The 19049-nt window shown below is 64.0% G+C and carries 23 protein-coding genes and 1 riboswitch; of the genes, 10 read left to right on the top strand and 13 right to left on the bottom strand.

All coding sequences use genetic code 11. The annotated features are described in order from the left end of the window. Positions 1-10: 10 nt before the first annotated feature. The 7 genes from HU763_RS12825 to HU763_RS12795 all read right to left on the bottom strand — a co-directional run bounded on the left by HU763_RS12825 (position 11) and on the right by HU763_RS12795 (position 4122). Positions 11-625: a response regulator transcription factor gene (locus tag HU763_RS12825; protein WP_186685817.1), complete on the bottom strand. Its 615-nt coding sequence runs from the start codon at positions 623-625 to the stop codon at positions 11-13. 220 nt (positions 626-845) lie between these two features. Continuing rightward, positions 846-1088 carry a DUF1272 domain-containing protein gene (locus tag HU763_RS12820; protein ID WP_186685820.1) on the bottom strand — a complete coding sequence of 81 codons (243 nt, stop codon included), beginning with the start codon at positions 1086-1088 and terminating at the stop codon, positions 846-848. Positions 1089-1153: 65 nt separating this feature from the next. Further along, on the bottom strand, positions 1154-1906 hold the full coding sequence (gene cobM, locus HU763_RS12815) for a precorrin-4 C(11)-methyltransferase (protein ID WP_186685823.1): 753 nt from the start codon (positions 1904-1906) through the stop codon (positions 1154-1156). Between the two features lie 34 nt (positions 1907-1940). Then, a complete protein-coding gene (locus HU763_RS12810; RefSeq protein ID WP_186685826.1) occupies positions 1941-2327 on the bottom strand; it encodes a cobalamin biosynthesis protein in 387 nt (128 codons plus the stop codon). Then, complete coding sequence (locus HU763_RS12805) at positions 2327-3013, bottom strand: CbtA family protein (protein WP_186685829.1); 687 nt, start codon at positions 3011-3013, stop codon at positions 2327-2329. Before HU763_RS12805 ends, HU763_RS12810 begins: the two co-directional genes overlap by 1 nt. Before the next feature lie 9 nt (positions 3014-3022). Beyond that, positions 3023-3211, bottom strand: a complete 189-nt coding sequence (locus HU763_RS12800) for a CbtB domain-containing protein (RefSeq protein WP_110742999.1) — start codon at positions 3209-3211, stop codon at positions 3023-3025. Positions 3212-3302: 91 nt separating this feature from the next. Then, positions 3303-3524, bottom strand: a riboswitch (cobalamin riboswitch). Positions 3525-3642: 118 nt separating this feature from the next. Next, on the bottom strand, positions 3643-4122 hold the full coding sequence (locus tag HU763_RS12795) for a GNAT family N-acetyltransferase (RefSeq protein WP_186685831.1): 480 nt from the start codon (positions 4120-4122) through the stop codon (positions 3643-3645). A 124-nt stretch (positions 4123-4246) separates the two neighbouring features. On the opposite strand from HU763_RS12795, the gene HU763_RS12790 reads away from it, so the two are divergent. The 5 genes from HU763_RS12790 (at position 4247) to HU763_RS12770 (ending at position 8345) form a co-directional block, all read left to right on the top strand. Continuing rightward, complete coding sequence (locus HU763_RS12790) at positions 4247-4876, top strand: LysE family translocator (protein ID WP_186685833.1); 630 nt, start codon at positions 4247-4249, stop codon at positions 4874-4876. 21 nt (positions 4877-4897) lie between these two features. Next, positions 4898-5767: an alpha/beta fold hydrolase gene (locus HU763_RS12785; RefSeq protein WP_186685835.1), complete on the top strand. Its 870-nt coding sequence runs from the start codon at positions 4898-4900 to the stop codon at positions 5765-5767. Between the two features lie 251 nt (positions 5768-6018). Further along, positions 6019-6906 carry a pirin family protein gene (locus HU763_RS12780; protein WP_186685837.1) on the top strand — a complete coding sequence of 296 codons (888 nt, stop codon included), beginning with the start codon at positions 6019-6021 and terminating at the stop codon, positions 6904-6906. Between the two features lie 63 nt (positions 6907-6969). Then, the gene (locus tag HU763_RS12775) at positions 6970-7899 is read left to right on the top strand and encodes a DNA-3-methyladenine glycosylase family protein (RefSeq protein ID WP_186685839.1); all 930 of its coding nucleotides are present in this window, start codon (positions 6970-6972) and stop codon (positions 7897-7899) included. A 185-nt stretch (positions 7900-8084) separates the two neighbouring features. Beyond that, a complete protein-coding gene (locus HU763_RS12770; RefSeq protein ID WP_186685841.1) occupies positions 8085-8345 on the top strand; it encodes a DUF1652 domain-containing protein in 261 nt (86 codons plus the stop codon). A 19-nt stretch (positions 8346-8364) separates the two neighbouring features. On the opposite strand, the gene HU763_RS12765 is transcribed toward HU763_RS12770, so the two are convergent. The 3 genes from HU763_RS12765 to alkB form a co-directional block, all read right to left on the bottom strand. After that, a complete protein-coding gene (locus tag HU763_RS12765; RefSeq protein WP_186685844.1) occupies positions 8365-8979 on the bottom strand; it encodes a Yip1 family protein in 615 nt (204 codons plus the stop codon). 86 nt (positions 8980-9065) lie between these two features. Beyond that, a complete protein-coding gene (locus tag HU763_RS12760; protein ID WP_170030093.1) occupies positions 9066-9353 on the bottom strand; it encodes a hypothetical protein in 288 nt (95 codons plus the stop codon). 168 nt (positions 9354-9521) lie between these two features. Continuing rightward, positions 9522-10169 carry a DNA oxidative demethylase AlkB gene (gene alkB / locus HU763_RS12755; RefSeq protein ID WP_186685847.1) on the bottom strand — a complete coding sequence of 216 codons (648 nt, stop codon included), beginning with the start codon at positions 10167-10169 and terminating at the stop codon, positions 9522-9524. 259 nt (positions 10170-10428) lie between these two features. On the opposite strand from alkB, the gene HU763_RS12750 reads away from it, so the two are divergent. The 5 genes from HU763_RS12750 (at position 10429) to HU763_RS12730 (ending at position 15586) form a co-directional block, all read left to right on the top strand. Continuing rightward, positions 10429-11448, top strand: a complete 1020-nt coding sequence (locus HU763_RS12750) for a LacI family DNA-binding transcriptional regulator (protein ID WP_186685849.1) — start codon at positions 10429-10431, stop codon at positions 11446-11448. Positions 11449-11514: 66 nt separating this feature from the next. Continuing rightward, positions 11515-12306: an AP endonuclease gene (locus HU763_RS12745; RefSeq protein ID WP_186676882.1), complete on the top strand. Its 792-nt coding sequence runs from the start codon at positions 11515-11517 to the stop codon at positions 12304-12306. After that, entirely contained in the window at positions 12299-13249 is a 951-nt protein-coding gene (locus tag HU763_RS12740) for a sugar kinase (RefSeq protein WP_186685851.1), read from the top strand. Before HU763_RS12745 ends, HU763_RS12740 begins: the two co-directional genes overlap by 8 nt. Positions 13250-13308: 59 nt before the next feature. Beyond that, positions 13309-14601, top strand: coding sequence for an MFS transporter (locus HU763_RS12735; protein WP_186685853.1), 1293 nt, complete (start codon positions 13309-13311; stop codon positions 14599-14601). A 10-nt stretch (positions 14602-14611) separates the two neighbouring features. Next, positions 14612-15586, top strand: coding sequence for a 2-hydroxyacid dehydrogenase (locus HU763_RS12730; RefSeq protein WP_186685855.1), 975 nt, complete (start codon positions 14612-14614; stop codon positions 15584-15586). Between the two features lie 96 nt (positions 15587-15682). Here the strand turns inward: HU763_RS12730 and HU763_RS12725 are convergent, their stop codons facing one another. The 3 genes from HU763_RS12725 to HU763_RS12715 form a co-directional block, all read right to left on the bottom strand. Beyond that, complete coding sequence (locus HU763_RS12725) at positions 15683-16648, bottom strand: endonuclease (protein WP_186685856.1); 966 nt, start codon at positions 16646-16648, stop codon at positions 15683-15685. Positions 16649-16717: 69 nt separating this feature from the next. After that, complete coding sequence (locus HU763_RS12720) at positions 16718-17902, bottom strand: MFS transporter (protein WP_186685858.1); 1185 nt, start codon at positions 17900-17902, stop codon at positions 16718-16720. Positions 17903-18024: 122 nt separating this feature from the next. Next, on the bottom strand, positions 18025-18906 hold the full coding sequence (locus HU763_RS12715; protein ID WP_186685860.1) for a LysR family transcriptional regulator: 882 nt from the start codon (positions 18904-18906) through the stop codon (positions 18025-18027). Between the last annotated feature and the right edge of the window lie 143 nt (positions 18907-19049).

Genomic DNA, 19049 nt, shown 5'->3' with positions numbered 1-19049 from the left:
AAGGGCACGCTCACTGGACGCTGTTGCGTTTGGCCAGGTCGACCATTTCCACCAGGGATTCGGTCTTGAGCTTTTCCATGATGCGGCCCCGGTAGGTGCTGATGGTCTTGGCACTGAGGTTCATGCAAGTGCCGATGTTCTTGTTGTTCTCGCCGCGCGCCAGGCGCCGCAGCACTTCCATTTCACGGTTGGAGAGGCTGGCCAGGCGCACCGACTCGCTTTCCAGGGAGTTGCTGTTGACCGACATCTGTGGGAAGGTCGAGTAGCCCTTGACCAAGGCCTTGAGGGCAAACAGCAATGCATCGTGGTCTTCTTCCTTGGTGACGAAGGCACCGATCCCTGCGTCCAGGCAGCGCCGCACGTACAGGTCGGTCGCCTGCCCGGTCAGGACCATGATCTTGGGCACGGGCTCCAGGCATTGCAGGCGTTTGATCACTTCCATGCCATCCAGGCCGGGCAGGCCGATATCGAGAATGACCACATCCGGGCGCAGTTCGCGCGCGACCTGCGCCACTTCACTGCCATTGCCGACCTCACCGACGACATCGAAGCGCTCGCGCTCGAGCAGTAGGCGCAAGGACAGCCGGACGATGGGATGGTCGTCAACGATCAGCACGGTTGTCATGAAGGAAACTCCTGTCGGGATGTGGTCCGCTTCCTGGAACACTCAGGAATACGTCTGAACAAGGGGGTTTATCGGAAGCGCTGCACGATACGACCATTCCCGAAGTTTGGTAATGCCGAGTATAGATGTGTTGAAAGTCCCAGTACTTGTTGTTGAAAATTCCTACAAATATGGGAAACATCACCCTACCAAAGCGGTGATGTCCACTTGTTGAGGCTGGTCAAGCGCAGGCGCCATGCGCCTTGTTCACCCGCAGGGTCGAGGCAGGGTTGTTGGCCAGTGCCTGGCCGACCCGCGTCGGGCGGACCACCAGCTGGCCGGTGCAGTTCGGGCAATGCCCGTGGAAACGGGTTTCGGCACAGGTGCGGCAGAACGTGCATTCGAACGAGCAGATCAACGCATCGGGGCTGTCACCCGGCAGGTTGGTATCGCAGCACTCGCAGTTGGGGCGTAGATCCAGCATTGGCATGACTCCTGTCGCAGGTCGGAACATGGAGTCTGCTATGCCTGCGGCGGACCTGGCAATGCTCAGTTCCCCGGGCGATACAGATGGGCGTGTCCGGCACGGTACAGGGCCGACTCGGCGAACGGTGTGTCGCCCAGGACATGCCCGACCAGGATCAGCGAGGTACGCTGAAAGTCCTTCGCTGCTACACGCTCGATGATATCGCCCAGGGTGCCACGCACCCAATCCTGGTCTGGCCAGGTGGCGCGATGCACCACCGCCACCGGGCACTGTGCGCCGTAGTGCGGCAGCAGTTCATCGACAATGCGCGGCAGGTGCCGGACCCCCAGGTGAATCGCCAGCGTGCTGCCATGCCGCGCCAGGTCGGCCAGTTGCTCGCCGGGTGGCATTGGCGAGCTGTCGCCATAGCGGGTCAGGATGACCGTCTGGGCGACTTGTGGCAGGGTCAGTTCGCAGCCGAGCAGGGCGGCGCTGGCCGCTGTGGCAGTGACCCCGGGAACGATCTGGTAGTCGATGCCCAGCGCCTGCAGCTGGCGAATCTGCTCGCCGATCGCGCCATACAGGCTGGGGTCGCCGCTGTGCACCCGGGCCACGTCCTGGCCTTGCTCGTGCGCGCTGCGCATGGCGGCGATGATTTGCTCCAGGTGCAGTTCGGCGCTGTTGATCACGGTCTCGGCCTGATGCCCCTCGAGCACCGCCGCAGGGACCAGCGAGCCGGCATAGATGATCACCGGGCATTGGCGGATCAGCCGTTGCCCCTTGACTGTGATCAGTTCCGGGTCGCCGGGGCCGGCGCCGATGAAATAGACCGTCATGGAAAGTCCTTGCAGAAAAGTGCCGGTGAAATCTTCAACAGGCCAGGGCGAGGGTCGCCGGGCCCAGTACCTGACGCGTCAGCAGCAACCTGGCGGTGCCACTTCGCTGGCTGGCCAACGCCAGGGCTGCGCTTTCTGCCACGCCCCAGCAGCCGCTGTGGGCATGGGCCGCAGCAGAGTGGTGGCTGAGCTGCGCCTGGTAGGCGTGTAGTTGCGCGGTAGGGTACAGCACCAAGGGCACGGCGAGGTGTTCGGCCAGCTGTTGCAGGCCGGGTTCGTCGGCCTTCAGGCTGATGCTGGCGATGCCATGCAGGTCGGCCAGTGCCAGGCGCTGAGTGCTCAGGGCCTGGCGGAGCAACGCTTCCAAGGCCTCCGCCGGGCAACCCCGGCGGCAGCCGAAGCCGGCATAGAAGGCCGCCATCAGGCCTGCTTGGCGCGGCGGAACAGCCAGGCGCTGAGCAGGCCCAAGGCCAGCCAGAAGGCGGCGTTGGTCAGCCACGAGGCGAGCTTGAACTGGGTTTCCAGCGCTTCGGGAGCCAGGCTTTCATGCACCTCGGGCTGTGGCGCGCCAATCACATGCGGGACCACCAGCAGGGCAACGCCCAGCACTTTCAGCAGCCAGTGGCGGGCGAACACCAGCAAGGCCAGGCCCAGGGCGGTAGCGCTGGCCGTGCCGATCCACCAGGCCTGGCGTTGGCCCAGGTCGGCGGCAGCGGTGCCTGGCAGCTCCGGCGGCAGGCCCAGGGTCGGGGCCAGGCAGAACACGGCGAAACCGGCCAGGCCCCAAAGTGCACCGGTGCCGATACGCCGCGGTTCGCGCAGGCTGTAAAGGGCGGCCAGGATCAGGGCAAAGCCGACTGCAACCACCAGGTTGCCGCCGGTGGTCGACAGCACGCGTTGCCAGCCGTCTTCCGGTGACCAGGCTTCGGCGCTGTGCTCATGGGCCGGCACCTCGCTGCCATGCTCGTGGTGAGCCACTGGTACCGACGACTCGTAGGTTTCCGCCTCGAGAATCAGCGGGGCGACCCAGAAGCTTTGCAGCAGGGTCAGCAACAAGGCCGCTAGCAGCCCGCTGAAGCCCGCGGTTCGGGCAATGCGCATGATCATCAGGCGTTCTCAGTGGCAGGGGAAGGCGGCGCTGTGGCGGGTGTCGTGAGCGGCGTTGTGCACGGCCTCGATGTGTGAGAAACCGGCGAAGTACACCAGGCACAGGCCCAGCAGGCTAGCGCCGACGGCGATGACGACACGCTGGCTGAGCGTGACGGGGGTGGCAAGGCTGTGTGGCTTGGCGCTGGTGACGGGCATGACGCGTTCCTCTGCTGTTTGGGCAACGGGCAAGCGCGGCAGCCCTGGGCGTATCTGCCCAGGGGGATGCAACAGCGCCCGCCCACCGCGGGGTGTTCATGAACGCCAGGCCGGTCTCCGGGCTTGCGAGGAGGAGCCAGGCTCCTGGAAAGCATCGCCTTCCCATGCCCGACTACAGGGCACAGTGGTATTGACGCTTCGCTCGCTTACCGTTGCGGGGGCAGCACCGGCTTTGTCCGGCCCTGCTGGAGGGCCTGTGACGCACCGGTTTCCCGTTTCACCCCTAAGGGGCACCTGAACGCGAGGTGTAAGAAGACCATGGGGCGGGCCTGGCGTCAATTGCCAAATGCCTCTGGGACCGTGTATTGACCAGCGTTGTGCTGGTGTCGCGAAGGGCTGCAAGGCAGCCCCGGGAATGTTCGGATGGCTGATCAGCCACGCGCAAATGCCGCCAGCTTGTCGCCATCCAGGCGATAGCGCACCCACTCATCCTGTGCCTCGGCCCCCAGCGATCGGTAGAACCCGATCGCCGGCTCGTTCCAGTCCAGTACGCTCCATTCAAGCCGTCCGCAGTGGTTGGCTACCGCTTCGCGGGCAATGTGCCGCAACAGTTGCCGACCGGCACCGTCGCCGCGTTGTTCAGGGGTCACGTACAGGTCCTCGAGATAGATACCGTTGCGCCCCAGCCAGGTCGAATAGCTGTAGAAATACACGGCAAAGCCGATTGCCCGGCCATCGCGCTCGCAGATCAGGCTGTGCACCGTGCTGCCTTCGCCGAACAGGCTGTGCTCGATATCGGCGACGCTGGCGATGACCTCGTGGCGGGCACGTTCGTACTCGGCCAGTTCGGTGATGAAGGCCAGGATCTGCTCGGCATCGGTGCGTACGGCAGGGCGAATGGTGACGGTCATGGTAAAGGCTTCCTTGGGCTCGTGGTGGCGGTACAGTAATGTGTATCTGAATAATTTATTGGAACTGTACCAGTTGCGAAGAACACAACTCCGCTAGTGTGGCAGCACCGATGAAGAAAATGGAATGCCCGCCATGCTTGCCTCTGCCGACCTGCTGACCGCCTTTGTGCTGTTCGCCTTCGTATCCTCGATCACGCCAGGGCCCAACAACACCATGCTGCTGGCGTCGGGGGTGAATTTTGGCGTGCGCCGCTCGATTCCGCACGCCATGGGCATCAGTGTCGGGTTCATGCTCATGGTGTTGGCCGTCGGCCTGGGCCTGGGTGAGGTGTTCAAGGCCTGGCCGATGCTGTACACGGTATTGCGCTACAGCGGCGCTGCCTACCTGCTGTACCTGGCGTGGAAGATCGCCACCTCCGGGCCGGTCGGCACGGCCTCGACCAGCGCCGGTAAACCGCTGGGGTTCTGGGGGGCTGCGGCATTTCAATGGGTCAACCCCAAGGCCTGGGTGATGGCGGTGGGGGCCATTACCACCTACACGCCGGCACAGGGCTATGTGGCCAACGTGATTGTCATTGCCGCCTTGTTCGCCCTGGTCAACCTGCCCAGCGTAGGGGTGTGGGTGATGTTCGGCAGCGCCCTGCGCAAGCTGTTGCAGAACCCGCGCTGGCTGATGCTGTTCAATGTCCTGATGGCCTTGCTGCTGGTGATTTCACTGTACCCGCTGCTGTTTGTAGAATCGGCATTTTCCTGACCCCGCGAGTACAGTAAGCCGATGCAGTTGATCCCCTGGTCCCATGAATGCACCGAAGGCTTCACCCTGCGTGGCTGGCGCACCCCGGCCAGTGGCCGGCCGTTGCTGCATTTCTTGCATGGCAACGGCTTTTGCTGCCTGGCTTATCAGCCGTTGCTGCTGCGGCTGGGCGAGCATTTCGACCTGTGGCTCAGCGATGTCCAGGGCCATGGCGACAGCGACCATGGTGGAACGTTTCGTGGCTGGAACCGTACCGCTGAGATGGCGGTGGAGGCTTTCGCAGCCGGGCGGGGCGAGTATGGTGACGTACCGCGATTTGCCGTGGGGCACAGCTTCGGGGGCGTGCTCACGGGCTTGATCCTGGCCAGTGAGCCGCAACTGTTCAGCCGTGCCGTGCTGCTTGATCCGGTGTTGTTCAGCCAGCGCATGCTCGGAGTAATGGGCGCGGCCGCATTGCTTGGCCTGCACCGGCGCCACGCGCTCGCACGCAAGGCCGCCAGCCGCCGCAGCCACTGGCCTGATCGAGAGACGGCGCTGGCTTCGCTGCACGGCCGCGGTATTTTCAAGGGGTGGACCGATGCAGCGTTGCAAGCCTATGTCGAGCATGCCATCGGTGATTGCGGTGAAGCGGTGGTACTCAAGTGCCGGCCCAGCCGCGAAGTGGAAATATTCAGCTCATTCCCGCGTCGCCTTTGGGCCAGCCTGGCGGCGATCCGCACACCCACGCAGGTCTTGTATGGCGAGCACACCTATCCCTTCGTGCCACATTCGGTCAAGCGCCTGACCGCGCTCAATCCTCAGGTGAGCGGCAAGCAGGTTGCTGGTGGACACTGCTTCATGCAGGAATATCCCGAGGCTTGTGCCGATGCCGTGCGGGCCTTCCTGCTGTAGCAGCGGTCGGGATAGTGTTCCCAGACAGCACTGGGCAGGACCGCGTGCGCAACCTTGGGTTGCCCGAGCCGACGAACATGACTCGTCAGACCCCGCTACAGTGATTGATATCGCGGTACCCGGAGCATCCGATAGCGCATGCCGTGTCCTTCTGATTGTCCTTTGGGTAGAACGCTGCATGTCATTTCTGTCGGCTACTGCTTGATTGGCGTCGTTGGTAAGGTGATTCCAGCCAAGAGAGGAGCCTTCTCATGAAACGTATACTGGGTATCCACCGCAGCCCCCACGCCCATTGGGTGGGTGATGGCTTCCCGGTGCGTAGCCTGTTCACCTACGACAACCTGGCCAGCCAGATCAGCCCGTTCCTGTTGCTGGATTATGCCGGCCCTCATTCGTTCACCCCGACCAGCGCGCGGCGCGGCGTCGGTCAGCATCCTCACCGTGGCTTCGAGACCGTGACCATTGTCTACCAGGGCGAGCTGGAACACCGTGACTCCACTGGCGCTGGTGGCTTGATCGGCCCCGGTGACGTGCAATGGATGACCGCTGCCAACGGTATCCTCCATGAGGAGTTCCATTCCGCAGGTTTCGCCCGTAGCGGCGGTATGCTGGAAATGGTTCAGCTGTGGGTCAACCTGCCGGCGCGTGACAAGCGTGCAGCCGCCGGTTACCAGACGCTGCTGGCCAAGGACATCCCGGTGGTGACGCTGGACGGCGAGGGCGGTAGCCTGCGGGTGATCGCCGGTGACTATGTTGGGCACTCGGGGCCGGCGCGAACCTTTACGGCCATGGATGTCTGGGACTTGCGCCTGAATGCCGGTGCCAATCTACGCCTGCCGGTGGCCGCCGGGCGCAACGCGGCGCTGGTGGTGTTGCGCGGCACTGTGCGAATCAACCATGAGCGTGAAGCTGGCCCGGCCAGCCTGGTGTTGCTTGGTCGGTCGGGTGAGGATGTTGTCGTCGAGGCACTGGATGGCGCCAGCGTGCTGCTGCTCAGCGGTGAGCCGATCGATGAGCCGATCGTGGGCTATGGTCCGTTCGTGATGAACAGTCAGGCGGAGATTGCCGAGTCGTTCGATGATTTCCATGCCGGGCGGTTCGGGCAGATGCACGAGGCGCGGGGCCCGGCAAAACCTTGATGGATGGACCGGTACCGTTGACAAGGCCGGTACAGGCAACGCATTTGCTGGCATGATGCGGCCATGCCCAAGCTCACTTGCCTGCACAGGGTGCACCGATCGCTGCCCGGCGCCAGCCACCACACCCTGTGGCTTCGCTACCGTGCCCCTTACCATTGGCCGTCGACCCTGGCGTTCCTTGCCGCCCGCTGTATCGCCGGTGTCGAGACCTGTCTGGACGGCACTTACAGCCGAACCTTGGTGGCTGCCGGTCGGCATGCGGTTGTGCACGCTACGCCTTCGGCTAGGCAGTGCCTGCGCATCCGTGTTGAAGGCGTTCCGGCCCGGGCGCTGCCAGGTCTGATCGCCAGGTTGAGACGGGTCTTCGACCTGGATGCCGACCCCGCGCAGATCAACGCCGGGCTTGCCCGCGATCCGCTGATGGCCCGCTTGCTGCACAAGCGTCCGGGCCTGCGCGTGCCACAAGGCTGGGACGCTTGTGAGCAAGCCATGCGCACGGTGCTCGGCCAGCAGGTCAGCGTGGCCGGGGCCATGACCCTGGCCGGCCGCCTGGTGCAACGCTACGGTGAAGCCCTGCGCCTGGCCGTGCCGGGTTTGAGTCACGTTTTCCCGGCGCTGCCGGTATTGGCCGCTGCACAGTTCGAAGACATGGGCATGCCGCGTGCACGCGCAGCGACCCTGGCCACGCTGGCCAACGCCTTGCTCGCCGAGCCCGGACTGCTGCGGCGCGGGCAGCCGCTCGATGTGCTGCTGGGCAGCCTGTACCGGCTCAAGGGTATCGGCCCTTGGAGTGCGCACTATCTGGCGCTGCGCCAGGTCGGCGCGGTCGATGCCTTGCCGTTGGGTGACGTGGCCTTGGTCAAGGCGTTGCGCAGGCTGGAAGGCGATCAAGCGCAGCTCGCCGAACGGGCTCTGGCCTGGCGGCCATGGCGGGCCTATGCAGCGCAGCACCTGTGGGCATCGTTGGGGACTGACGAGACCGCTCGTCGTTAAGTCTGCCATTACAACTGAACACTCGGCGCGCCCCGACAATCTTCCACTAAGGTGCTAAAGGATTCCCGCATGATCATTGCCTGGGCGCTATGGATGTTTACCCCAGCATGCGCAATATCAATTGGCACCCTGCCTGACAAAAGCGTACTCACACACAACAGGCCATCCACAGAGAGGGTCATACCATGTCGTTGATAGGAGTTTCGATGCTGGAGATGCGGCAGATGATCGAGCAGGCCTGCCTGCCCGACCGCTGTGAAGTCAGCTGCCCGGACGGCGCCAACCTGATCATCCGCCTGGGTCAGGGCCAGAGTCTCGATGAGGGCGTGACCCTGAGCGGAGTTCCGCTGCAAAGCCTTAACAGTTGCCGCGACCTGGTCAACCTGGTTGGGCAACTGCACGCGCTGCGTGACAGTCAACCCACACCCCTCAAGGCGATTGCCTGAGGGGGCATTTGCGCTCCGGTCAGCCCAGGCTGGCCGGACGCACATATTCCGGCATCAGGCCGTTGAACCAGAACAGGATCATCGCCACCAGGATGGTCACCAGCAGCAACAGACCTAGCCCCCACACACAGGTCGCGAACAGCAGGGCCTGTTCTTTCTTCAGTCGCAGGAAGGTCTGCAACCCGCCATACAGCAACACACTGGCATACGCCGACGCTGCCAAAAGCGCGACCACTGCCAGCCAGCGGATCGGCAGCAGGCCGACCACCCCGGCAAAGAACCATGGCGTTGCGCAGTAGGCGGCAAAGCCGATGCACTGGTTGAGGCTGGGCTGGGCATCGAAACCTCGCGACATCCAGCGAATCATCACTCCCATCAGCATGACCCCGACCACCGTGGTGGCGTAGAGCAAGGCGGCCAGCTGCGCGGCACTGGCCAGGCTCAGGCGCACCCGCTCCTCGGCCGCCAGGCTCCAGCCGAACGTGGTGGTGCCGACGAACAGGCAGACGGCAGGGATCAACGCCAGGGCCAGCAGACGTGGCAGGTATTGCTGCGGGCGGTCTTCTTCGGCCCGGCGGATGTCCAGCCAGGCGTCGGCGGGGTGGGTGAAGAGCTTGAGCAACGGGCTGTTCATGACATTCTCCGGCAGGCGTGGGCTCTTTTGTATGGAGACGCGCCGTGCCCGGCAGGTTCAGCCGGGTTGGCCACCGTTGATCGGCTTCACTGCAGTTCCAGCAGCAGGTTCAGCCCGCCATCCCCGCACTTGCCCTGGTCGCGGACCACGCCGTGGTAGCTACGCCCATCCCAGACAAACGCCACGCTGTGGGCGCGCTCCACCTTGTCGGGCAAGGGCGGGCAGATGTGCAGGCGCAGGCCTGGGCGACCTTGCAGGTTGAGGGCGGCAATCTGGCACTGGCATTCCATGCTCTGCGCGACCGGGCCGAACAGGGTGTCGCGCACGTAATCGAGCTGCAGGGAGGCATTGGGCGCGCGGCAGGGCATTTTCATGGTCGCGCTGCTCCGGTGCAAAGGCGGCTGGCAGAGTACAGGTAGGGCATGGCGGGCTCCCGGCTGAAAATGGCATGGCCTATCTTTTGAAGCTTGCCAGGCCAAGATGTTCAACCTGTTTCATGCGCGTTCATCCAGTTTGCGCCGATGCTGCAGCCCAGGCCCGGTTCAGCGCCCGGCCTTGCGCAGGGTCAGGTTGATGCGCCGTTCACCCAGGCGCGGATGCACGCCAGGCTTGATCGGCAGCACGCCATGGAAGCGCAAGCGGTCTGCGCCACCCCAAACCAGTACATCGCCATGGCTCAGGGCGATGCGCCGGGTCTTGTCGGCGCGCTGCAAGCCACCGAACAGGAACACCGCCGGCAAACCCAGCGACAGTGACACGATCGGCTGGCCGAAGTCCTGCTCATCGCGGTCCTGGTGCAGGCTGAGGCGGGTACCGGGGAGGTAATGATTGACCAGGCAGGCATCCGGCACGAAACCGTCGAAGCCGGCCAGGGCCGCCGCGCGGTTGGCCAAGGCAAGCAGTACCGCGGGCAGGGCGGGCCAGGGTTGGCCGCTGAGCGGGTCGCAGTGGCTGTAACGGTAGCCCTGTTCATCGCTGACCCAACCCAGCGTGCCGCAGTTGCTGAGCGCTACGGCCATGCGCAGGCCACCCGGGGTGTACATGTGCCGGAACGGCGCGGCACGCAATACCGGGCGCAGGGCGTCGAGCACAGGCTCGACTTCAGCCAGGGCGAAGCCGGGCAGCAGCACGGTGTGGCTGGCCAGGCGTTGCGCCTGGGTGCCGAACAGGTCGAGGTCGGACTGGATCATTGGCTGAAGTATCGGGCCGGGTAGCAGCCATTGTACTGCGCTTGATGGGGCTGGCCTATTCATGCCCACCCCGCTGCAAACGATACATTATCGATAGTTTGCCATTTATTCATTATTATCAATCTCTTATTAGATTCTCTTAATGTTGAAGATCATTATCTGCACGGCCTGTCGACCAACGGCAGGTTGACGAACGCGCACAGTTTTGCTGTATTGAAACCGGTTTCATCGCTACCACAACAATCATAAGGAACAGCCCATGACCGACGCGCCTGCCCATGCCCGTGAACGAGTCACCATCAGCGAAGTCGCACGTGTCGCGGGCGTTTCCAAGGCCACCGTCTCGCGTTATATCGGTGGCGATCGGCAGTTGCTGGCCGAAGCCACTGCCAAGCGCCTGGAGCAGGTCATCGAGCGCCTCGGTTACCGCCCCAACCAGATGGCTCGTGGCTTGAAGCGCGGTCAGACGCGGCTGGTCGGCATGCTGGTAGCCGATATCCTCAATCCCTATTCGGTGGCCGTTATGCACGGCGTGGAAACCGCCTGCCGCCAGCACGGCTACAGCCTGGTGGTATGCAACACCAACCGCGACGACGAGCAGGAACGTCACCACTTGGTGGCATTGCAGTCGTACAACGTCGAAGGGCTGATCGTGAACACCCTCGGCCATCACCCCGGTGAACTGCTCAATCTGCAGCGCGACATCCCCATGGTGCTGGTCGACCGCCAACTGCCCGAGCTGAATGTCGACCTGGTGGGGCTGGACAATGCCGACGCGGTCGAGCAGGCCCTGGACCACCTGCAAGCCCAAGGCTACCGCGATATCCTTGCGGTCACCGAGCCGCTGGATGGCACCAGCTCACGCCTGGAGCGGGTTCAGGCGTTTGCCGCGTCGATCGGCCGTCGCCCTGGCATGCGCCAGCAGGTGCTGGAGAGCACCCCTGCCTTGAATGGCCAGCTGGCTTCGTTTCTCGCCGGTAATGGCCATGGCCCGCAGGCCATCTTCACTTTCAACGGCATCGCCACCCTGGCCGTGACCCGGGCCCTGCACGACGCCGGCTGCAATCTGTTCGCGGACGTCGGGCTGATTGCCCTGGACGACCTCGACTGGTACCCCTTGGTCGGCAGCGGCATCACCGCACTGGCCCAGCCCACCGAGCGTATCGGCGTGGCAGCATTCGACAGCCTGCTGGCTCGTCTGCGCGGCGGTAACGGTGCGGCCAGGCGCATCGACTTCAAGGCCAACCTGATCATCCGCGGTTCAACTCCCCGACAGTAACCAACGGCAGGTGACTGCCTGCTGGTGCCGTCAAAAAATGAAACCGGTTTCACAAGGACAACAACAATGTACGCGAACCCTGTTTCCATCAGCCTCTCCAGTTACGGTGCCGATTTTGTCAGGCAGCGTGGCCAGGAGCAGTTCCTTGACCTGCTGGCTGCCGCTGGCGTTAGCCGGGTGGAATTGCGCGAGGAACTGTTTACCTGTGCACCGGATACTGCAGCGCTGGCTGCGGCCATTGCCACGCTGCGCCTGGACTGCGTGTATTCCACACCACTTGAACTGTGGACGGCGCGAGGCCTGCCTGACCCACAACTGGTGCACAAGCTGGCAACCGCACACGCCCTTGGCGCGGTGGCACTCAAGGTTTCCCTGGGGCACTACCGGGAAGGTTGCGATATCGCGGCCCTGGCACGGCTGTTGCCAGGGCCCGGGCCGGTGTTGCTGGTGGAGAACGACCAGACCGTGCAGGGTGGCAGAATCCAGCCGCTGCAGCAGTTTTTCCAGCGTGCGGAAGACCATGGGCTGAGCCTGGGCATGACGTTCGACATTGGTAACTGGCAGTGGCAGGGCGAGCCTGCCCGGCAGGCCGCACGCCTGCTCGGCCGCTGGGTGCGTTACGTGCATTGCAAAGCCGTGCAGCGCCTGGCCGATGGCCGCCTGGTTGCCGTACCACCCCAGGCCGCGGACCTGCAGGAATGGGTTGCGCTGCTGGCCGAGTTCGTCCCCGGTGTGGTGCGCGCTGTCGAATATCCCTTGGCCGGCGATGATCTGCTGGTGCTGACCCGCACCCACGTGCGCAACTTGTCGGCGCTGGGGCGGCGTGCAACAGCGCACGAGGAGCCGAGCCATGCATGAACATGACGTGCTGTGTTTCGGTGAGACCATGGCCATGTTCGTCGCCGAGCAGACCGGTGACCTGGCCAGCGTCGACCAGTTCGGCAAACGCATCGCCGGTGCTGACAGCAACGTGGCCATCGGCCTGGCGCGGCTTGGCTTCAAGGTCCGCTGGCTGAGCCGGGTGGGTGACGATTCGCTGGGCCGTTTCGTGCTCGACAGCCTGCGCCGCGAAGGCCTGGATTGTTCGGGCGTGGAAGTCGATGCCAGCTATCCCACCGGCTTCCAGCTCAAGGCCCGCTGCGACGATGGCAGTGATCCGGCAGTGGAGTACTTCCGTCGTGGCTCGGCGGCCAGCCGACTGTCGCCGGCAATGATTCGCCCGGGCTGGCTGCAGGCTCGCCACCTGCACGCCACCGGGATCCCGCTGGCTCTGTCGGAAGGTTCTCGGGCGCTGTCCCATGCCCTGGTGGATGGCATGCGCGCCGCCGGGCGCAGCATTTCCTTCGATCCCAACCTGCGTCCCTCGCTGTGGCCTGACCAGGGCAGCATGGTGCGCGAAATCAATGCCCTGGCGGCCAAGGCTGACTGGGTGTTGCCAGGCCTGGAGGAGGGCCGGCTGCTGACCGGCCAGCAGACTCCGGCAGACATCGCGGCGTTCTACCTCGACCTGGGGGTGAACCGGGTGGTGATCAAGCTGGGCGAGGCGGGTGCCTACTTCCGCGGTGCCGAAGGCGAAGGCCTGGTCGCGCCGGTGCCGGTCAGCCGCGTAGTGGACACCGTCGGAGCCGGCGATGCCTTCGCTGTCGGCGTGCTCAGCGCGCTTCTGGAAGGCCTGCCCATGGCCGAGGCGGTGGCGCGTGGCAACTGGTGCGGCAGCCGCGCCGTGCAGTCGCGGGGCGACATGGAAGGGCTGCCGCTGCGCCATGAACTGGAGGCCCACGACCTGCGCAGAAGTGCCTGAACAGCTCATACCTCGAATCACCTGTTGCAACAAAAACAACAAGCTCAGGAGAAACACCCATGCAAAAGCACAACCTGGCCTCGCGCCGCTGGTGGTACATCATCCCGATCGTCTTCGTCACCTATAGCCTGGCGTACCTGGACCGCGCCAATTACGGCTTCGCCGCCGCTTCCGGGATGGCCGAAGACCTGCACATCACGCCCGTACTGTCGTCGCTGCTGGGGGCGCTGTTCTTCCTCGGCTACTTCTTCTTCCAGGTACCCGGCGCTATCTATGCCGAGAAGCGCAGTGTGAAGAAGCTGATCTTCGTCTGCCTGATCCTCTGGGGCGGCCTGGCCACGCTCACCGGTATGGTCAGCAACGTATACATGCTGGTCGGCATCCGTTTCCTGCTCGGGGTAGTGGAGGCGGCAGTGATGCCGGCGATGCTGGTGTACCTGTGCCACTGGTTCACCCGTGCCGAGCGTTCGCGTGCCAATACCTTCCTGATGCTTGGCAACCCGGTGACCATCCTGTGGATGTCGGTGGTGTCGGGCTATCTGATCAAGCATTACGACTGGCGCTGGATGTTCATCATCGAAGGCCTGCCTGCGGTGGTCTGGGCGTTCTGCTGGTGGCGCCTGGTCGACGACCGCCCGGCCCAGGTGGACTGGCTGAGCGAGCAGGAAAAGACCGCCCTGCAGCAGGCGCTGGCCGCCGAGCAGCAAGGCATCAGGCCGGTGAAGAACTACCGCGAGGCGTTCCGTTCGCCGCAAGTGATCATCCTCGCGCTGCAGTATTTCTGCTGGAGCATCGGCGTATACGGCTTCGTGCTGTGGCTGCCGTCGATCCTCAAGCAGGCGGCCAAGGTCGATATCGTACAGGCCGGCTGGCTGGCGTCAGTGCCGTACCTGGCGGCGGTATTGGCCATGGTTGGCGTGTCGTGGGCCTCTGACCGCCTGCAGAAGCGCAAGCGCTTCGTCTGGCCGCCGCTGCTGATCGCCGCCGTGGCCTTCTATGGCTCGTACGCCTTGGGTAGCCAGCACTTCTGGCTATCGTACGCGCTGCTGGTGCTGGCCGGCGCCTGCATGTACGCACCCTATGGGCCGTTCTTCGCGATCGTGCCGGAAATCCTCCCGGCCAATGTCGCTGGCGGCGCCATGGCGCTGATCAACAGCATGGGGGCGCTGGGCTCGTTCGGCGGTTCGTGGCTGGTGGGCTACCTCAATGGCGCCACTGGTGGGCCCGGTGCCTCTTACCTGTTCATGTGTGGCGCGCTGCTTGCCGCAGTGGCGCTGACCGCCGCACTGGACACTTCCCAGACGTCCGGCCGAGCCAAGCGCGGCGGTTCGCGTCTGGCCATGAGCCAATAGGAAACCTGCGATGAAGAAGCGAATCGTGTTGTACAAACGCCTGTCCGACGACCTGATGGCGCGCCTGCAGGCGCGCGTCGAGGTGACCCAGGTGGATATCAACCAGCCCGACGGCCTGGCCCGCCTGCGCGATGCCTTGCCGACGGCGCACGGGCTGCTGGGGGCCAGCCTGCGGCTGGACGCTGGCCTGCTCGACCTGGCACCACTGCTGGAAGTGGTTGCCAGCGTTTCGGTCGGTGTGGACAACTATGACATTGCCGAGCTGAGCCGGCGTGGGGTGATGCTGACCAACACCCCCGACGTGCTCACCGAGACCACCGCCGACACTGGCTTTGCCTTGATCCTCGCCACGGCCAGGCGGGTTGTGGAACTGGCGAACTGGGTTCGCGCCGGCCATTGGCAGGGGAGTCTGGGCGCAGCGCATTTCGGTTGTGATGTGCATGGCAAGACACTGGGCATCGTCGGGATGGGCCGCATTGGCGAGGCCTTGGCCCGGCGCGCCGCGGCTGGCTTCGGTATGCGTGTGCTGTATCACAGCCAGCGGGCCAAGCCCCAGGTGGAGGCGCGTTATGCTGCGCGTCAATGCAGCCTGGACGAGCTGTTGCAGCAGGCAGACTTCGTATGCCTGACCGTGCCGCTGAGCGCCGCCACCGAAGGCCTGATCGGTGCACGGGAGCTGGCGCTGATGAAGCCTGATGCCATCCTGGTGAACATTTCTCGCGGGCGGGTGGTGGATGAGGTCGCGCTGACTCAAGCACTGCGCGAGCGGCGCATACGCGGCGCCGGGCTGGATGTGTTCGTGCAGGAGCCGTTACCGCTGGACTCGCCACTGCTGCAGCTCGACAACGTGGTGGCGACCCCGCATCTTGGCTCGGCGACCGAGGAAACCCGCCAAGCCATGGCACGTTGCGCGGTGGACAACCTGCTCAGCGCCCTGGCGGGTGAGCGGCCAGCGAATCTGGTCAATGAGCTGCGCAGGGCTTGAGCGCAACGGGCCGCCATGCGGCCCATCGCCAGCAAGCCAGGCTCCCACAGGTACCGCACCGGCCTCGAGTGGAGCGCGCTCGAAGTGGGGGCTGGCTTACCGGCAGTTGCCCGCCTTGTGATAACCAGCCGCCTGCGCCTCACCCTCGGTAGCGAACGTGACCTGGTTCTTCGCCGTAACCTGGGCATACCCCGGGCAGCCGTTGGCCAGGTGATAAACGTGGCTGTTGCGGTTGCCAAGCACTGGCCCCAGCGACCCGCCGCTGGCCAGGCTCGGCTTGGCTTCGGCCTTGGCGGGCTTGGCCGTTACCGCCTGCACCACGCCGCTACCCACCGGCTTGTAGTCGGCTGTCCATTTGCGCTCCCCGGTCACGAACGGGTTGCTGTGCCCCATGATCGCAGCAATGCGGCGATCGCGCTCTTTTTCCCAGGCCGACACCGGGTATTGCCTGTCCCAGGCCATCAGCACCTGTTGCTGCTGGCGCGACAGGTTCAGCTTGTAGCGGTCGTACATGTAGAACGTCGTGCGCGCGACCAGCCCCTTGACTTCGTCCCGTGGCTCGGCAGCACGCTGCACGAAATCGACCTTGGTGCTGCACTGCCCGTATTGCCCGGCATTGCCATTGACCATGGCGTAGTTGAAGTTGCTGCGGTCACCGTTGACCTCGCCCACCGCCGGGTACAGGTTGAACAGGTCGGCTTCCATGGCGCGAAACACCGGGTCGTCGTCCACGCAGTGTTCGCGGCCGCCATTCTTCCAGCATTGGCGCTGGTTGCCGAAGGTGTAGGCGGGCACGATGTGCTCCCACTCGGTGCGTTCGGCGCGATATTGCTGCTTGCGTGCCTGGTAGCCGCATGAGGCGGTATCGATACGCCCGCCGGACTTGCCCACCCAGGTCCACTTGCAGCCGCAGTACAGCTCGCCCATGGCGCTGCTGGCCTGGTCCATGTAGACCTTCTGCTTGGCCACTACCTTGGCTTCGGTGAAGGTCGCTGGCGGATTGGCCAGCGCAGGAAGGTTGAAGGAAAACAGTAAGGTTATGGCGTAAAGCATTGATTTCATGGGGAAAACATATTTCAGGGAGGGGCTGGCATTGTAATGGTTTCGCCGAGGCTGACCAGCCCGCTGAACTTAATGCCCGCCTTTCATCCGCCGCGCCGCCAGGTAGATCAGCAGGCCGACCAAGGCGGCCGCCGCGCCGATGTAGCCGGTGCTGGTCCAGCCCATGCCGGCGCTGATCGCCATGCCACCCAACCATGGCCCAAGGGCATTGGCCAGGTTGAAGGCCGCATGGTTCGATGCTGCCGCGAGGCTCGGCGCTTGATGAGCGATGTCCATCAGGCGGATCTGCAGCGGTGCTGCCAAGGCAATCATGGTCCCGACCAGGCCAATGCCGAGCAGCAGGCTCCACAGTGCCTGGGCAGCGAAGGTGAAGAACAGCAACACGGCCATCGACCACATAAGCACCAGACCCACGGCGCGGAACTGCAGGCGATCGAACAGCTTGCCGCCAGCCAGGTTGCCGACGATGCCGCCTACGCCGAACGCAGCCAGGCCGAACGGAATCCACTGCGGCGACACCCGGGTCACCTGCAACATGGTCGGCGCCAGGTAGCTGAACACGCAGAACATACCGGCAAAGCCGATCGCGGCGATGGCCAGCGCCATCCATACCTGCGGCAGGGTAAAGGCTTGCAGTTCCTTGCGCGGGTCGCTGCGCACTTCATCGTGGCGCTGGGGCACGAAACGCCAGACCAGCGCCAGGGTGCACAGGGCGATAATGCCCACCAGCACGAATGCCGAACGCCAGCCGAAATACTGGCCCAGTAACGTGGCGACCGGGTTGCCGAGCAGCATGGCCAACGTCAGCCCCAGCATTACCCGTGCCACAGCCCCGGCCCGTTGGTTGTTCGCCACCATGCTCGAGGCAACCACCGCCGCGATACCGAAATAGGCACCATGGGGCAGGCCACTGATGAAGCGGAAAGCGACCAGGCCGCCGAACGAGGGGGCGAAGGCGGTCGCCAAGTTGCCGAGGGCATACAGTGCCATCAATAACAGCAACATGTGCTTGCGTAGCAGCCGGGCACCGAGAATGGCCAGTGTCGGGGCGCCGACCACTACCCCCAATGCATAGGCGCTGATAGCGTGGCCTACCTGGGGCTCACTCAGCTGCAGGTTGCTGGCGATGTCCGGCATCAGGCCCATGATGGCGAACTCGCCGGTGCCGATGGCAAAGCTGCCCAGCGCCATGGAGGCTTCCATTTTCACGACGGTACTTTTGTGCGGGAGAGGCGCTGATTCCTGAACTGACATCTGAATCCTTGTTGAAACATGCTGAAACGTTCAAGTCGGGGATCATAGTCAATTCAGGGCGGCAACGTCGATGAAATGCGCGGCTTGCCACTGACTTGAGCCGCGCAAGGGCCGGGCCGGCCTCAGCGCTCGAGGTAATGGGTTTGCGCGGCAAAGTCGATGAAGCGCTTGCTGGCCAGCGACAGGTATTCCCCCGAGCGCCAGCACAAGCGGAAGCTCATCAGCTGCGCTGGCCGGAACGGCACGCCGACGATGCCTGGCGTGCGCTGCTGCACCGAGCGCAGCAGGGTGGCCACACCCATGTTGTCCAGTGCGGCCTGCACCACCAGCGAGACGAAGTTGCTCTGCAGTGCCACCTGGTACGTGATGCCGTGTTCAGCGAAGAACGCGTCCAGCAGGTGGCGCTGCACGAAGGTGCGGTCGAACACCACCATATCGGTATTGCGCAGATCCTCGGCGGTGAGGAAGGCCTTGTCGGCATACGGGTGATCAGGGTGCATGCACGCCAGCATCTCGTCGCTGCCCAGCAGGATCGATTCCTTGTCGGGCGGCACGCGCCTGGACTCCAGCAGCGCCAGGTCGATTTCCCGTTGTTCCAGGCGCTGGCCAATGTCCTCGGCGCTGCCTTCGAATACGGTCATGGCGATGCCCGGGTACAACCGGCGGAAGGCGTTCATCAACCCGGGTACATAGTGCAGGCCGAACATTGGCGGGATACCCAGGCGGACTTCGCCGCGTTTGAGGTCGGCCATGTCGCGCAGTTCTTGTCGGGCCACGTCCATTTCGCGCAAGGCCGAGGCAATCCGTGGCAGGAACCGTTCGCCCTCGGCGGTGAGAATGACTTTGCGGGTTGTGCGGTTGAACAGGGTCACGCCCAATTCTTCTTCCAGGCGGGTAACGGCCATGCTCAGCGCCGGCTGGGCGATGTGCAGGTGCTGCGCGGCCTTGGTGAAGCTGCCCTGGCGAACGATTTCGACGCAGCAACGCAATGCCTTGAGATTCATTGTGGGGGACTACCAATCAGAGGAGTTGCATTCATAACGGACTGTGATGTCAGGCATCATAACAATATATTTATTATTATTAACCAGAGGGCCTACGATGCGCGCCACTGAGACATCCTGCAACATCTCAGTCACGCAGCTTG

Source organism: Pseudomonas anuradhapurensis (assembly GCF_014269225.2).
GTDB lineage: Bacteria > Pseudomonadota > Gammaproteobacteria > Pseudomonadales > Pseudomonadaceae > Aquipseudomonas > Aquipseudomonas anuradhapurensis.
Note: the sequence above shows the minus strand (reverse complement) of the source record. Positions and strands in the feature narration are given on the sequence as shown.

Excerpts from the sequence above, each read along its gene's own strand:
- HU763_RS12825 (WP_186685817.1), bottom strand. The coding sequence starts at position 625 with ATGACAACCGTGCTGATCGTTGACGACCATCCCATCGTCCGGCTGTCC.
- HU763_RS12820 (WP_186685820.1), bottom strand. The coding sequence starts at position 1,088 with ATGCTGGATCTACGCCCCAACTGCGAGTGCTGCGATACCAACCTGCCG.
- cobM (WP_186685823.1), bottom strand. The coding sequence starts at position 1,906 with ATGACGGTCTATTTCATCGGCGCCGGCCCCGGCGACCCGGAACTGATC.
- HU763_RS12810 (WP_186685826.1), bottom strand. The coding sequence starts at position 2,327 with ATGGCGGCCTTCTATGCCGGCTTCGGCTGCCGCCGGGGTTGCCCGGCG.
- HU763_RS12805 (WP_186685829.1), bottom strand. The coding sequence starts at position 3,013 with ATGATCATGCGCATTGCCCGAACCGCGGGCTTCAGCGGGCTGCTAGCG.
- HU763_RS12800 (WP_110742999.1), bottom strand. The coding sequence starts at position 3,211 with ATGCCCGTCACCAGCGCCAAGCCACACAGCCTTGCCACCCCCGTCACG.
- HU763_RS12795 (WP_186685831.1), bottom strand. The coding sequence starts at position 4,122 with ATGACCGTCACCATTCGCCCTGCCGTACGCACCGATGCCGAGCAGATC.
- HU763_RS12790 (WP_186685833.1), top strand. The coding sequence starts at position 4,247 with ATGCCCGCCATGCTTGCCTCTGCCGACCTGCTGACCGCCTTTGTGCTG.
- HU763_RS12785 (WP_186685835.1), top strand. The coding sequence starts at position 4,898 with ATGCAGTTGATCCCCTGGTCCCATGAATGCACCGAAGGCTTCACCCTG.
- HU763_RS12780 (WP_186685837.1), top strand. The coding sequence starts at position 6,019 with ATGAAACGTATACTGGGTATCCACCGCAGCCCCCACGCCCATTGGGTG.
- HU763_RS12775 (WP_186685839.1), top strand. The coding sequence starts at position 6,970 with ATGCCCAAGCTCACTTGCCTGCACAGGGTGCACCGATCGCTGCCCGGC.
- HU763_RS12770 (WP_186685841.1), top strand. The coding sequence starts at position 8,085 with ATGTCGTTGATAGGAGTTTCGATGCTGGAGATGCGGCAGATGATCGAG.
- HU763_RS12765 (WP_186685844.1), bottom strand. The coding sequence starts at position 8,979 with ATGAACAGCCCGTTGCTCAAGCTCTTCACCCACCCCGCCGACGCCTGG.
- HU763_RS12760 (WP_170030093.1), bottom strand. The coding sequence starts at position 9,353 with ATGAAAATGCCCTGCCGCGCGCCCAATGCCTCCCTGCAGCTCGATTAC.
- alkB (WP_186685847.1), bottom strand. The coding sequence starts at position 10,169 with ATGATCCAGTCCGACCTCGACCTGTTCGGCACCCAGGCGCAACGCCTG.
- HU763_RS12750 (WP_186685849.1), top strand. The coding sequence starts at position 10,429 with ATGACCGACGCGCCTGCCCATGCCCGTGAACGAGTCACCATCAGCGAA.
- HU763_RS12745 (WP_186676882.1), top strand. The coding sequence starts at position 11,515 with ATGTACGCGAACCCTGTTTCCATCAGCCTCTCCAGTTACGGTGCCGAT.
- HU763_RS12740 (WP_186685851.1), top strand. The coding sequence starts at position 12,299 with ATGCATGAACATGACGTGCTGTGTTTCGGTGAGACCATGGCCATGTTC.
- HU763_RS12735 (WP_186685853.1), top strand. The coding sequence starts at position 13,309 with ATGCAAAAGCACAACCTGGCCTCGCGCCGCTGGTGGTACATCATCCCG.
- HU763_RS12730 (WP_186685855.1), top strand. The coding sequence starts at position 14,612 with ATGAAGAAGCGAATCGTGTTGTACAAACGCCTGTCCGACGACCTGATG.
- HU763_RS12725 (WP_186685856.1), bottom strand. The coding sequence starts at position 16,648 with ATGAAATCAATGCTTTACGCCATAACCTTACTGTTTTCCTTCAACCTT.
- HU763_RS12720 (WP_186685858.1), bottom strand. The coding sequence starts at position 17,902 with ATGTCAGTTCAGGAATCAGCGCCTCTCCCGCACAAAAGTACCGTCGTG.
- HU763_RS12715 (WP_186685860.1), bottom strand. The coding sequence starts at position 18,906 with ATGAATCTCAAGGCATTGCGTTGCTGCGTCGAAATCGTTCGCCAGGGC.